Here is a 12,801-nt window from a genome sequence, read left to right on the forward strand (position 1 = left end):
GGGCAGCAGCCCGAAATTATTTCTGCGTTAATTTTTTGGAACCGTTCTTGGTAACTAAAAAGCTGTCTTCCAAGCGTATTCCCCAGCGCCCGTCAAAGTAAATACCGGGCTCTATGGTAACCACAAAATTTTCTTCCAGTACGTCCGGCGCGCCCGCACGCAAAATCGGGCGGTCGTGTTCCTGAAGTCCAATTCCGTGACCGGTGGTGTGGAAAAATTCTTTTCCGTACCCGGCTCTTTCTATCACGGTGCGCGCCGCGGCATCCACCGCGCCCGCGCTTACGCCCGCACGCAAGGCTTTAATGCCTGCCTGGCGGGCCTGGTCTACAATGTTCCAAATCTTGGTATATTCGGCCGGCTCTTTCTTGCCGTGCCACCAGCTGCGCGTCATATCCGACGTATAGCCTTCATAATAGCAGCCGAAATCCATCAGCACCGCATCTTCGGCTTTGAGCTTACGGGTTTTGGAAGGCGTATGATGCGCGTCGGCCGTGTTTTCGCCGAAGCAAACGATGTTAAACGGAATGGAATCCGCCCCGCGCTTGTGCATGGCCAAAGCCATTAAAATGCGCACGTCTTCTTCCGTCATGCCCGTTTTGATTTGCGGTTTTACTTCTTCAAACGAGTTCCAGGCAATTTGGCAGGCTTTGCGCAATTTGGCCACTTCATCGGCATACTTGGCCATGCGCATTTCGCCAATCAAACTGGAGGTTTTGCAAAGGCCGGCTTTCAGCAAGCCTGCCCCGCGTTCCAAATCAATTAAGGCCGGGTCAAAAGCCACCCGCTTAAGCCCCAATTTTTGGATTTTGGCCAGGGCGCCTTCCAACATGCCGCCATACGGAACCACTTCCGTTTTCAAAAACGAAGCGGCCGGCGTCATCTTGCTGGCAATGAGGCGTTTGGTAATGCAATAGCCTTTGCGCGGCGTAATGAGGAAAACGGCTTCCCCGTCATACAAATCAATGCCGGAGAGGTAACGCTGTTCCAAATGCGCTGCCGTTAAATAGCCGTCCAAACCGGCTTGTTTTAACACCCGGCGGAAATCCGCCATTCTTTGAGAAGCTAAACTTTTAATTGCCATACGCTTATTTCTTCGTTAAAATTTTGGCGCCGGACTTGGCTACTGCCACCGTGTCTTCCAAGCGCACGCCGTATTTGCCGGGCAAGTAAATGCCGGGTTCTACGGTTACGATGTTTCCTTCCGACAAAATCGCCGCAGACTGCTGGCTGTTGTAGGGATCTTCGTGAATTTCAATACCTACGCCATGGCCGGTGCCGTGCGTAAAGTACTGGCCGTAGCCGGCCGCGCTGATAATGCCGCGGGAGGTAGCGTCCACTTTCTTGGTCGGCACGCCGATGCCCACCGCTTTAATCCCCTGTTTGCGGGCTTTGTCTACAATGTGCCAAATCTTGGTATATTCGGCCGGCTCTTTTTTGCCGTGCCACCAGCTGCGCGTAATATCGGAGCAATACCCTTTGTACACGCAGCCGAAATCCATCAGCACCGCATCTTCGGCTTTGAGCTTGCGGGCGCTGGTTTCGTGGTGCGGGTTGGCGGTGTTTTCGCCAAAAGCCACAATGGTGTAAAAGGAGGTCGTCGTCGCTCCGTGGGCGCGCATAAAGCGTTCCATTTCGGCGGCTACTTCAAATTCGGTCATGCCGGTTTTGACGCGGGGTTTAATATATTCGTACGTCAAATAGGCAATGCGGTTGGATTCGCGCAGCAGTTTAAGTTCCGCCGCGTCTTTATTTTCGCGCAGGGTGGTAATTAAACTGCCCGCTTCCACAAATCCGCTGGCGCGCAGCAGACCGCCGGAAACATAGGTTTCTTTGGCGGCGTCAAACCCCGGGCGGGCCAGCCCCAGTTTGCGGGCTTTGTCGATGGCGGACACGATGCGGTTTTCATCCCCGATTACTTCTATCTGCGGGGCAAACTTTCCAAAGGATTCCACATACAGTTCCCGCGTAAAGCAGGTAACGCCTTTTTTGTGAATCAAAAACACCGCTTCATTCGGGTAAAAGAAAAAATTGGTCAAATAGAACTGATCCAGGTTGTTGGTTACGATAAACCCGTCCAGTTTGTTTTTGCGCAGCAATTTTTTGAGTTTTGCAAATCTTTCGTTCATGTAATTTTTTTCAGCCATGTGTTCACCCCTTGGAAAACAACTATACAGGTATATGATACAATTTTAACTCCCTGCGTACAATATAAGTTTTCGCGCGCGTAGGGGCGAATTCCGCTCAAAACCCGTTGGAATATAATATAATAATGGAAGTATGGCACACAGTCCGATACGAAAAACCGCTTTGCTGCTGTTGCTCTTAGCGTCCGCCCCGCTGGCGGGAGCGAGTGTTTTTACGTCGCAGGACGGCGCATTTACGCTGGATATGCCGGCCGGCTGGGTGCAGCTGAAAAACCCGCCGCAAGACAGCGTGCTTTCCATTCAAAAAGGCTCTTCGCGCATTGACATCAAAACGGTGGACTGCTCCACCGAAACGTGTATCGAGCAAAAAGTAACCAACGATTTAGCCGACGTAAAAAGCAAAAAAATGCAAGTCATCGGCAATTCCTATACCGGCGAAGAAATCAAACGCATTGAATTTTCCACCGGGGATCCTTTTTTCTATATCAGTTTTTTTACGCCGAAAAACGACTTTGGCGCCGGGTACTTTTTGATTGATAAAAAAGGCTATTCCATTTTGGCCAAAGATTTAACTTACGCGGAAACGGATTTGGTGTTTTCGTTTATTTCCCCGGTCAAGAAAGAGACGCCCCAGCCGCTGGAAATGGATTTAGACTCTCCCCGCGCCTATGACATTGCGGCGCTACCCGCCGTGCAGGAAGAAGCCCTTTCCATGCCGCTTGCGGCCCCGGCAGAAGCCCAATCCGCTCCCGCCGCCGCCCCCCAAGCACAGCCAACGGCCGGAACGCTTAAAAAAATCATTTCAAAACTGCGCGTCCGCACGCTTCTTTCCAAAAATATGCCGCCCTACATCCGCAACATGGGCCGCGGGTTTGACGGACTGATCGGATTACTCGTTTTATTTATCTTGCTCTTGGCCGGGGCCGGATGCCTCCGCCTGCTGATTCGCCGCCCGCACACGCTCCCGCCGGCCAACCCCAACTCGCTTTACCCCATTAAATTTAAACGCCTCTACGGCACGCCTTCGCTCATCTTCCGCGCCAAGGACAACCAAGGAAACGTGTTAACGTCGCTTTCGGCACGGTGGGACAGCCTGTTTTTATTCTGCGGGCTGGCGCTTATCGTGCTGACGCTGCTGGTGCTGGCCGGAGCGGGGCTTGGCGAAAATTCCGGCTTGCTGCCGCTTTCTTCTTTTGCCTACAGCACGATTTATTCCGCCTGTTCCCTGCTTATTCCGCTGGGAGCGGTCATCTTCTTCTGCGGGGTGGTTTGGTCGCAGTTAGTACTGCGGGAAATTACCCTGTTTGACCGAAAAGGCAAAAAAGCGGCCATCGTCTTGCAAAAAGGATTTGGCCTGTCGCACGAGCGTTATGAAATTTATTTTGCCCGCTCCAAAGACGTATTGGTCGTTACCCGCAAACGCTTTGCCCTGCGCCGCACGTGGCGGATGTTTACGCGGGAAGGAAACGCCTTGGCCACCCTTACGGAAACAAGCGCGTGGAAAGCGGTGCTGCGCAAAATTTGCGGGCACTTATGGGGCTTTTTGCGGGCGGACTACACCATTGAGGGGCAAATGGACAGCAAGGGCGTCATCCAAAATGCGCATGCGCCGTTTGACCGATTTATCTGCAATATAGACAAACCCCAAGCCCTCAACGCCCGCGATTTGCTGGTCATCTCTCTGCTGATTAACATCCGCGATAAAGACAAATGGTACCCGTGGTTTAACTAACTGTCTCATTTTCTTTCTTTACGGCCCCGCTTCGTGCGGGGCTTTTTAAGGCCTTGCTTTTGGGCCCGTCCCCCGCACGGGAGGGCCTTTTTTTGATATCCTATGTATATGAAACGATTTTCCTTTTTTGCGCTTCTGTTTTTTTGCTCTCTGTCCGCCACCGCACAGCCGCTGCAGGCGGTGGTTGAAAAACAGCTTCAACACCCCGTTTTAAACGGTGCTTGGTGGGGCGGGCTGGCCGTCTATACCGATCATCCGGAACAAACGCTTTTTGCCCTGCAGGCCGACCAGCGCCTTACCCCGGCTTCCACCCTCAAACTGCTTACGACGGCCGCCGCCTTGGAAACCTTGGGCCCGCACTACCGTTTTCAAACCCGCCTGTACGCGTCCGCCCAACCGGATGAAAAAGGCATTTTAAAAGGAGACCTGTATTTGCAAGGCGGGGGCGACCCCACCCTGGGCTCCACCCGCGTGCCCGGCGCGCAAGACTGGCGGCAGGTAGCCTCACAATGGGCCAAGGCCGTTAAAAAAGTGGGCATCCGCCGGGTGGAGGGCAGCCTGTATGCCGACGTTTCCGCCTTTGAAGGCCCATCTATCGCCCCCAAGGTAAACTGGGAAAACATCGGCAATTATTATGCCGCGCCCGTCAGCCCGGTTTGTTTTCACGACAATTTGTTTAAAATCTTCTTCTCTCCCCAACCCTTTGACGCCAAACGCGCAGAAGTGACCCGCACCGAGCCGAAAATTCCCCAGCTGCACCTCAGCAGTTTTGTAACGACCGACGCCAAAAACAAACGCGATAACGCCTACGTATACGGCGCCCCCAAACAATACGAAATGGAAATTTACGGCACCATTCCCACCAACCTGACGGGTTTTTCTATTCAGGCCGCCATGCCGGATCCGGCCCTGTTTGCCATGCAGGCCCTGCACAATGCCCTGCGCGAAGAAGGCATTGCCGTAGGCGGCCGCCCGCAGACGACGGATCAGGCGCCGGATTACGCGCAGATGAAACTGCTGCACACCTACTCGTCACCGGAGCTCAAAGACATTATTCTAATTGTAAACAAACGGAGTTTTAACCTGTATGCCGAAATGCTGCTGCGGCAGCTGGCCCTGCACGCCGGCAAAAAAGGAAGCGTACAAAACGGGCTGACCGAACTGGAAAAATTTTTACGTCAAAACAAATTAGCCGCCCCCCAAGACGCCGTACTCTACGACGGGAGCGGCCTCTCGCGCGATAATATGCTCACCCCGCGCGTGCTGGTAAACACCTTGGCGTTTATGACTAAAAGCCCGAATTTTTCCTACTACTACCAATCCCTGGCCACCCCCGATGACCGCGGGGACTTGCTGCTTTTGCGTTATTTTTTAAAACCCAAACACCAAGTGCAGGATGTGCGCGTAAAAGGCGGCACGATTGACGGCGTGAAAACCGTGGCCGGCTACGTGTACGACGAAAGCGGCCGCCCGATTGCCTTTGCCCTAATGGCGAATAATTTGGCCTCTAAAGACGAAACTATTTTGCGTATCCACGAAAACATCATCAAACAGCTGCTTCAAGTAAAGCCTTAATAAAACGCCCTCATCCGAGGGCGTTTTTAATGGCGGGCCAAAAACAGTTCCAACGCTTCGTCCTTGGCAAAAAACGGCACCCGGTAGGCACGGTAAAGCGGGTAGGGCGGATACGCTTGCTGAAGTTTAAAAAAATGCCACCACTCACCCTGCGCAGTGCCTTCCGACTCCGCCCAAAAGCGGTAATTTTCTTCTTCAAATAATTGATTATAAATCCGCACCAATTGCCGCAGGCACGCATCGGCCCCGGCATACACCCATTTTCCCTGCACGCCGTACACGTCCTCCCCCCTTTGGGCGGCGCGGAAAAAGACGGCATTCTCCAAATCTGTTTTATCCATCGGCTTGTGATTACGAAAAGAAGGTGAGTTTATAAGAAAAGAAAAAGGGCCCGCTAAGGGCCCTTTGCTCAGGCAGTTTTAGCAGTCTGTTACCACTTCATTAAATAAGGCGGGATTAATAACAACATGGAAAGCACCGCCAGTACAATTTGCAGCGGCACATTCCACCGGGCCCACTTAAGCCACGGAATGCCGGCCATGCCCAAAGCGGCCATGGTTACCGGGGCGGTGGGGATAATGGCGTTTGTCCAGCCCTCGCCAAATTGATAGGCTAAAATGGAAAGCTGCGGGCTAATGCCCATTAAGTCCGACAGCGGAATCATCACCGGCATCGTAAGCACCGCCTGCCCGGAGCCAGACGCCACAAAGAAATTGATAAAGCTGTGCGCCCAAAACATCCCTTCCACCGCAGCCAACGGGTGCAGCTGTCCAATCGCCTGCGCAATGGAGTGAAGCACCGTATCCAAAATGCGCCCGTCCGAGGCAATCACCACAATCGCCCGCGCCAAGGCCAACATAATAGACACGCTTACCATACTGCGCGCTCCGTCAATAATGGCGTCCGTCGTCTGGTTCAGGCTCAGCCGTCCAATGACGGCCGACACCAGCCCCACCCCCAAAAATAAACCGGAAATTTCAATAATGTACCAGTGGTACACCGCCACCCCATACACCAGCCCCGCCATGCCCAAGGCAAAAACGATGGAAATCAAAATGTGCGAGCGTTTGAACTCCGGCTTTTCCAATACATTTAAGTGCAGCTGTTTGCGCTTTTCGCGGTCGGCCTCGTACGTAAGGCTTTTTTGCGGATGCTTGCGCACGCGCTCCCCGTACAGCGTAACAAATAAAATGACTACCGCCGTACACACCGCCCACACCGCCAGCCGATACCCGAGCCCGGAATAAAGCGGCAGCTGGGCGATTCCTTGCGAAATGCCCACGGTAAACGGATTCATAAACGCCGAGCCGAAGCCCACCCAGGCCCCCAAAAAGGGAATGCTTACGCCTACTACCGTATCGTACCCCAGCGAAAGCGCAAGCGGAATAAAAAGAGGAATAAAAATTAAAGTTTCCTCTTCCATTCCAAACACCGCTCCCCCCAGGGAAAACAAAACCATACTGGCGGGAATAAAAAATTTTTTCAGCCGTTCGCGGCGGGAAAACAGATAGCTGGTGCCCAAGATAACGGCATTGACCGTTCCGGTGCGCTCCAAAATGGTAAAAATGGCCCCGGTAATAAAAATAAAGACGATGATATCGGCACAGTCGCCAAACGCCTTGGCGGGTGCCGTCAGCACCGAAGCCAGCCCTTGCGGATTAGACGCTACCGCGTGATAAGACCCCGCCACCGTGTAGGAGCGGCCGTCTTTTTGAACGGTGTCATATTGACCGGCGGGAAGCAGATACGTAAGTGCGGCCACTACCAGCATGATGGCAAAAATGAGGCCGTAGATGTTGATGGAAAATCCGGATTTCATTATTATATTATAATTTATTTCCTCTTTTCCCCGCCCTAAAAATCCTCACTCCCGCAAAAAATCAATCACATCCGCTATAAATCCCATCACCCCCGCCCAGACGATTACTCCCAGTAAAATTTTCAGCAGCAATATGCCCATTTTTTCACTCCGGCCGACGGGCAGCAAAGTTAAGTTGGCGGCCGGACAGCCCTTTATAAGATGGGACGGCGAGCCAAAAATCTTAACTTTGCTAACCCAAACGGCTTTTTATTTGCTACAATACAGTTGCGCCTTCCTGGCAGAATTGCGCAACCTGGACGTAACGGAGCCTGCACGCCGCGTGCGCGGCGCCGGTTTATAGGCTAAACCGCTCCGTGTTTGGATTTCTTCAAGTAAGTGGAAGATAAAACCAAGTACGTCCGTAAGATAAGAGACGCAGGCAGCGCCCTTACAAAAGCTAGTATAGTAAGTATTGTTAGCATTTGTCAAGCTTTTTTTGGGCCCATCAGGGCCTATTTTTTTATAAGGAGGAGCCGATGATAAATAAATTTGAAAAGCAATTGGAAAAATGGAACGGCGGCGTATTGCGCGGCGCGCAAGCGAAGTTAGCAAGATACCTGCATGTTTCCACTGCTACCGTCGCCTTATGGGCTACCGGGAAAAGACGCCCCTCCAAAGGCTATGCCGCACAAATGGCGCAACTATTTGGCCTGGATTCCTACGATGTAATGCGCCTGTTCCCGGCTACTACCACCTATCCGGATTTAGCCTCCGAACGGGCCACCCAGTCTCTGCGCGACGCCCAAGCCCCCGAAAACACTTACAGCGCTGACAATTTACACCTCAAAACACCGCCTGCTGCAGCCCGAAGCAACAGCGTGTCGCTGCCGGTTTTAATGGGAGTGCCCGAAAACTATCCGCTTTATAAAGAAGAAGATGTGGCCGAATGGTGGACGCTGCCGCTGCGCTATGCAAAAGGAGCCAAATACTTGGTACAACTTGGGCACGAAGTGCCGCATCATCTCTATTTTATCCGCCCGGAAACCAATTTGATAGAAGGAAAATGGATGTTGTTTAAAACGCCAAAAGGCTATACGGTAAAAAAAGGATTTCAAAAGGAAGGAAGCATTTGCCTTTGCAGCGCGGAAAGAAAGGAAGAGGAAACTTATTCTCCGGGGCAAATTACGCCTTTGGGATGCGTGGTATGCAAAGTAACGGATACCGAATAAACACTTGAATTCGACTCAAATTCCATTATACTAATAGTATCCCCGGTGGGAGCGGCTGTACAGAAAACTTCCCCGGCGCGTCAGTCTTTCCTGTTGATGTTGGGCGGCGCGAACGGATGACAACTGCTGCAAGTTACCAGGTACGCGGGCGCGAAGAGCGTGGCGGCCAGAAGACCAGACAAGCAGAAAACAAGAGTTCTTTGAGGAGTAAGCCGTGCGGGACAGGACTGTCCGGGTGCAAGGGCCGTTTCACAAGCCTTGGCCCTGCCGCTTGAGGGCGGCGGGAACACGCCAGAGATATGGGACGGAGCAACCGGCTTCAGGCGTCGTGCGGTGCCGCAAAATTCTTGACTGTCAGCTAACCTGCTAATGTGGGATAAGTGAGTAATCATGGAAGAGTCGACTAGATGAGTCCTCTGCGTTTTGTAAATGCAGAGGGCTCTTTTTTATAAAAAAATATCCCGAGCATTGGCCCGGGATATTAAGAATAGAAAGAAACGGCTATTTTGCCTTCTTTTTAAACTGCGCATTGTACAAAGAAGCATACGCCCCGTTGGGAATGGCTAACAGTTCTTCGTGCGTACCTTCTTCCACAATTTGCCCTTCGTTTAAAACCACGATTTTATCGGCATTGATTACCGTGGAAAGCCGGTGGGCAATTACAAACACCGTGCGGTTTTTCATCAAGTTATCCAATGCCTTTTGTACAATCGCTTCGGATTTGTTATCCAGCGCGCTGGTGGCTTCGTCCAAAATCACGATCGGCGCCTGGCGGATAAACGCCCGCGCAATGGCCACCCGCTGGCGCTGACCGCCCGAAAGCGTCAGGCCCCGTTCGCCCAGTTCCGTATCCAATCCGTTTTTAAGCGTGCGCAGGAAATCATCCAAGTGGGCATTTTTTACGGCTTCCTGCAAATCTTTTTCGGTGGCGCCGGGGCGGCCGATTAAGATATTGTCGCGGATGGTGCCCGTAAATAAAAAGTTATCCTGAAAAACCACCGCAATATGATCCCGCAGCGATTTAAGCGTAAAATCTTCTATATTCACGCCGTCAATGGTAATAGATCCTTTGGAGACGCTGTAAAAGCGGGGAATCAAATTGACAATGGTGGATTTTCCCCCGCCCGAATTGCCCACTAACGCAATCGTTTTGCCCACGGGAACGGTCAGGTTGATGTCCTTTAACACATAGGTGCCGGGTTTGTAGGCAAACGAAACGTGATTAAAGCGAATATCCTGCCGCAGTCCCGTCAGAGTCACCGCACCCGGTTTATCGGAAATTTCCGTTTTTAAAGCAAAGATTTCAAAAATACGGTCAATGGCTAAAAAGGCTTTTTTAATGTCCACATAATTGTCGCCCATGGTTTTTACCGGCGTATAGAGCATCAAAAGCGCCGCCACAAACGACGTAAAGTTACCGCTGGTAATCGTTCCGTTTACAATCATCGAACTGCTCTGCCAGAAGACCAACGCCAACCCCAGCGACACGATAAAATGCATCACCGGCGACAGCCAGCCCGTATGTTTGACCATCCCCATATTCAGGCTAAACACGTCATCCATCAGCCGGTCAAAGCGTTTTTCCTGGTCGTCCTGCAAGTTATACGCCGCCACCGTCCGGTTGCCGTTAAACATCTCATTGTAGGCCCGCATGGCAATGGAGTTAATGACCACCGTATTTCTCACCAGTTCTTCCAGCTTGCGCCGCACAATAAAAATCAGTGCGCCCGCCGCGGAAAAAGCCCCCACGGCAATCAGCGTCAGCTGCCAGGAGTTATAGAACAGCACAAAGATAAGCGTAATGGTGGAAAAGACCCGCGTCACAATCATACGCAGGTTGTTAATCAGGCCGTTGCAGGCGGTGTCCGCGTCGCCGTTATAGCGCATCATAATATAGCCGGAGTCCGTGGTGTCAAAATACCCGCTGTGCATACTTAACAGCTTGCGAAACAGTTTTTTGCGCACATCCAGCGTAATTTTATTGCCCACCCACGAATTTAAATACTTGACCACATACGTCAGCACGCTTTGCACCAGCACAAACACAATAATTAAAAGCGGAATAAACGCGGCAAAGGCCGCATCCTTGGCCACCAGTACATCATCGGTGTAATACTTCATAAACATAGCCACCGTGGCATCCAACGCACCTACCGGCAGCGCCAAGGCCAGCCCCAGCAGGGCACGAAACCAATAGGGCTTCACAAAAGGCCACATCTTCTTATAATTATCTACAAAAGGGTTTTTGGTAAGCAGTTCCCCTACCGGGCGAGTTAAAAAACTGGTCATATGTATTCTCCGTGGACGATGCTATTTTTTATTATAACAATTCAAAACGAGCTTGTCCTCGTTCCTGTACCGGCAATATGCAAGGTTTGGGAACATTTGAAAAACGTATTTTATGCAGCCGGCCCCGGCCGGGCAGACGCGTTCTCCTATACGAAAGCGGTTGGGAAAAAGCGTTTTTTAAACGGGGGTTGAAAAAGAAATTTTTCTTTGCTAAACTAATCAAACAGTGCCCGGAAAACCCATCTCTTCCGCCGCATCAATTTTTCCCAACAGGGGTATTTTTTATGGTAACAAAAAAGACGAATAAAGAAGCACTTACGGCAGCTGAACTAAAAGAAATTAAAAAACATCTTTTGGAATTAAAAGAGGACGCCGCCGCCCGCTTGAAAGAAAAGAAAAATATGGATATGCCCGAAGCCGAAGTGGGCGACCCGATTGACGACGCCAGCAAAAGCCTAGACAAAGAAATTTTGTTTGAACTTTCCGGCAATGCCCACAGCACGATTGAACAGATTGAAGCGGCCCTGCGCAAAATTGACAAAGGCATTTACGGCACTTGCGAGTATTGCCGCCAGCCTATTTCCAAAAAACGGATTAAAGCCCTGCCGTTTGCCCGCTATTGCATTAATTGCCAACACTCCACGGAGAAACACCACGAGTAACCTTTAAAACTGCTGTAAAAAGCCCGTTCTTTGGAACGGGCTTTTTTTGTAGCCGAATTGTTTTGCAACTTACTGTTTAGCCAAGAAACGCAAACAAAAACCCCGCCTCTACAGGCGGGGTTGTACTTTCTATAATATCTAACTTATTTGGATTCTTCTTCGTCGTTTTCCGTCTTAAAGGAATCCTGCAGCAACTGGCCCAACGTCGGGCGCGGTGCTTGCTTGAGGTACTGGGCAACCACCTTGCGGTTTTGCACCTGATCATACTTCTTGACGGAGAGGTTGACCGTGAAGGTTTCCGGATCCACGCCCACTACCAAAGCGGTAATCGTATCGCCTTCTTTGGCGGTAAAGTCGCGGCCCATTTCAAAAGGATTGATAAATCCTTTGGTGTTGTTCTTGCCAATCGTGCATTCCACCCCGTTTTCCGGATCCACTTTGGTTACGGTCGCTTTGACGGAGCTCTTGTACGGATAGCGGCGTTTTAGCGCATCGGCCGGGTTGAGGAACAATTGCTTTAAACCAAATTCCAAGCGCGGCGTTTCTTTGTCCAGCGCCAAGAGTTTGGCTTTCAAGCGCTGCCCGCGGCGGTAATTGGCAATGGCGGTTTCGGGGTCTTTCCAGGCGATGTTTTCCAAGTTTACAATGCCTTCAATCCCGTGGAAGCGGAGAAACAATTTGTCTTTATCCACTTTGGATACGACCACGCGCAACACGTCGCCTTCTTTAATTTCGCCAAGCACCTGTTCGCGGCGGACGGCTTCATCTTCTTCCAACACTTGTTTGCGGGAAATGATGAGTTTTTGTTTTTCTTTGGCAAATTCTACAATTTGGGCTTTAATTTTGGCGCCTACCGGCAGGTAATGTTTATAAGCGGTATGCAGTTCCGACAGGGAAAGCGGCATAAATCCGTTTACGCCGAACACTTCCACAATATAACCGCCTTTTACGCATTGCACAATCGTGCCTTTCACGCGTTCTTTGGCTTCATACGCTTTCTTGCATACGTCCCAGCCCAAGGCTTCCAACGCTTTTTTGTGGGACAAAATGGCAGGTCTTTCATCCGAACCGCGTTTTACGAGCACCGCGGAAATCGTGTCGCCCACGGCCGGAAGCGTTTTGCCGGCAAATTCGGACACGGCGATAGCCCCCTCTTTTTTGGCGCCGGTATCCACTAAAATATAATCTTGATTAATCTGTACGACCGGTACTTCTACAATTTCTTTTTTGTACAGCTTCTCCGATAAAGACTCTTGCTGCGCAATTAACTGATCCATCGTCATTTCTTGTTCGTTAATTGTGTCTTCGGTGTTTTTAATTTCTTCGTTTGTCGTCATAAGTCCTTATTACAGTCTTTCCCAAGCGGGTG

10 protein-coding genes are annotated in these 12,801 nt (G+C 51.1%); 4 read left to right on the forward strand and 6 right to left on the reverse strand.

Annotation, left to right across the window (positions count from 1 at the left end; all coding sequences use genetic code 11):
- Window positions 1–16: 16 nt before the first annotated feature.
- Together B5F75_RS04965 and B5F75_RS04970 are read right to left on the reverse strand one after the other, a co-directional pair.
- The gene (locus B5F75_RS04965) at window positions 17–1,081 is read right to left on the reverse strand and encodes a M24 family metallopeptidase (RefSeq protein ID WP_087288577.1); all 1,065 of its coding nucleotides are present in this window, start codon (window positions 1,079–1,081) and stop codon (window positions 17–19) included.
- A 4-nt stretch (window positions 1,082–1,085) separates the two neighbouring features.
- Window positions 1,086–2,144 carry a M24 family metallopeptidase gene (locus B5F75_RS04970; RefSeq protein ID WP_087288581.1) on the reverse strand — a complete coding sequence of 353 codons (1,059 nt, stop codon included), beginning with the start codon at window positions 2,142–2,144 and terminating at the stop codon, window positions 1,086–1,088.
- A gap of 133 nt (window positions 2,145–2,277) precedes the next feature.
- On the opposite strand from B5F75_RS04970, the gene B5F75_RS04975 reads away from it, so the two are divergent.
- Together B5F75_RS04975 and dacB are read left to right on the forward strand one after the other, a co-directional pair.
- Window positions 2,278–3,876, forward strand: coding sequence for a hypothetical protein (locus tag B5F75_RS04975; RefSeq protein ID WP_143351257.1), 1,599 nt, complete (start codon window positions 2,278–2,280; stop codon window positions 3,874–3,876).
- Between the two features lie 108 nt (window positions 3,877–3,984).
- Window positions 3,985–5,451, forward strand: coding sequence for a D-alanyl-D-alanine carboxypeptidase/D-alanyl-D-alanine endopeptidase (dacB, locus tag B5F75_RS04980; RefSeq protein WP_158093780.1), 1,467 nt, complete (start codon window positions 3,985–3,987; stop codon window positions 5,449–5,451).
- Between the two features lie 26 nt (window positions 5,452–5,477).
- On the opposite strand, the gene B5F75_RS04985 is transcribed toward dacB, so the two are convergent.
- Window positions 5,478–5,792 carry a hypothetical protein gene (locus B5F75_RS04985; protein WP_087288586.1) on the reverse strand — a complete coding sequence of 105 codons (315 nt, stop codon included), beginning with the start codon at window positions 5,790–5,792 and terminating at the stop codon, window positions 5,478–5,480.
- Between the two features lie 89 nt (window positions 5,793–5,881).
- Window positions 5,882–7,270 carry a YfcC family protein gene (locus B5F75_RS04990; RefSeq protein WP_087288588.1) on the reverse strand — a complete coding sequence of 463 codons (1,389 nt, stop codon included), beginning with the start codon at window positions 7,268–7,270 and terminating at the stop codon, window positions 5,882–5,884.
- Window positions 7,271–7,788: 518 nt separating this feature from the next.
- Here B5F75_RS04990 and B5F75_RS05000 point away from each other — a divergent pair.
- Window positions 7,789–8,481, forward strand: coding sequence for a helix-turn-helix transcriptional regulator (locus B5F75_RS05000; RefSeq protein WP_087288592.1), 693 nt, complete (start codon window positions 7,789–7,791; stop codon window positions 8,479–8,481).
- 501 nt (window positions 8,482–8,982) lie between these two features.
- Here the strand turns inward: B5F75_RS05000 and B5F75_RS05005 are convergent.
- Complete coding sequence (locus tag B5F75_RS05005) at window positions 8,983–10,770, reverse strand: ABC transporter ATP-binding protein (protein ID WP_204201208.1); 1,788 nt, start codon at window positions 10,768–10,770, stop codon at window positions 8,983–8,985.
- Window positions 10,771–11,054: 284 nt separating this feature from the next.
- Here B5F75_RS05005 and B5F75_RS07365 point away from each other — a divergent pair, with 284 nt between their 5' ends.
- Window positions 11,055–11,432 carry a TraR/DksA family transcriptional regulator gene (locus tag B5F75_RS07365; RefSeq protein WP_158093781.1) on the forward strand — a complete coding sequence of 126 codons (378 nt, stop codon included), beginning with the start codon at window positions 11,055–11,057 and terminating at the stop codon, window positions 11,430–11,432.
- A gap of 143 nt (window positions 11,433–11,575) precedes the next feature.
- Here B5F75_RS07365 and B5F75_RS05015 read toward each other — a convergent pair whose 3' ends face one another.
- The gene (locus B5F75_RS05015) at window positions 11,576–12,769 is read right to left on the reverse strand and encodes a S1 RNA-binding domain-containing protein (RefSeq protein ID WP_087288597.1); all 1,194 of its coding nucleotides are present in this window, start codon (window positions 12,767–12,769) and stop codon (window positions 11,576–11,578) included.
- Between the last annotated feature and the right edge of the window lie 32 nt (window positions 12,770–12,801).

The organism is Elusimicrobium sp. An273 (assembly GCF_002159705.1).
Lineage (GTDB): Bacteria > Elusimicrobiota > Elusimicrobia > Elusimicrobiales > Elusimicrobiaceae > Avelusimicrobium > Avelusimicrobium gallicola.

Excerpts from the sequence above, each read along its gene's own strand:
- B5F75_RS04985 (WP_087288586.1), bottom strand. The coding sequence starts at position 5,792 with ATGGATAAAACAGATTTGGAGAATGCCGTCTTTTTCCGCGCCGCCCAA.
- B5F75_RS04965 (WP_087288577.1), bottom strand. The coding sequence starts at position 1,081 with ATGGCAATTAAAAGTTTAGCTTCTCAAAGAATGGCGGATTTCCGCCGG.
- B5F75_RS05000 (WP_087288592.1), top strand. The coding sequence starts at position 7,789 with ATGATAAATAAATTTGAAAAGCAATTGGAAAAATGGAACGGCGGCGTA.
- B5F75_RS05015 (WP_087288597.1), bottom strand. The coding sequence starts at position 12,769 with ATGACGACAAACGAAGAAATTAAAAACACCGAAGACACAATTAACGAA.
- B5F75_RS05005 (WP_204201208.1), bottom strand. The coding sequence starts at position 10,770 with ATGACCAGTTTTTTAACTCGCCCGGTAGGGGAACTGCTTACCAAAAAC.
- B5F75_RS04970 (WP_087288581.1), bottom strand. The coding sequence starts at position 2,144 with ATGGCTGAAAAAAATTACATGAACGAAAGATTTGCAAAACTCAAAAAA.
- B5F75_RS04990 (WP_087288588.1), bottom strand. The coding sequence starts at position 7,270 with ATGAAATCCGGATTTTCCATCAACATCTACGGCCTCATTTTTGCCATC.
- dacB (WP_158093780.1), top strand. The coding sequence starts at position 3,985 with ATGAAACGATTTTCCTTTTTTGCGCTTCTGTTTTTTTGCTCTCTGTCC.
- B5F75_RS04975 (WP_143351257.1), top strand. The coding sequence starts at position 2,278 with ATGGCACACAGTCCGATACGAAAAACCGCTTTGCTGCTGTTGCTCTTA.
- B5F75_RS07365 (WP_158093781.1), top strand. The coding sequence starts at position 11,055 with ATGGTAACAAAAAAGACGAATAAAGAAGCACTTACGGCAGCTGAACTA.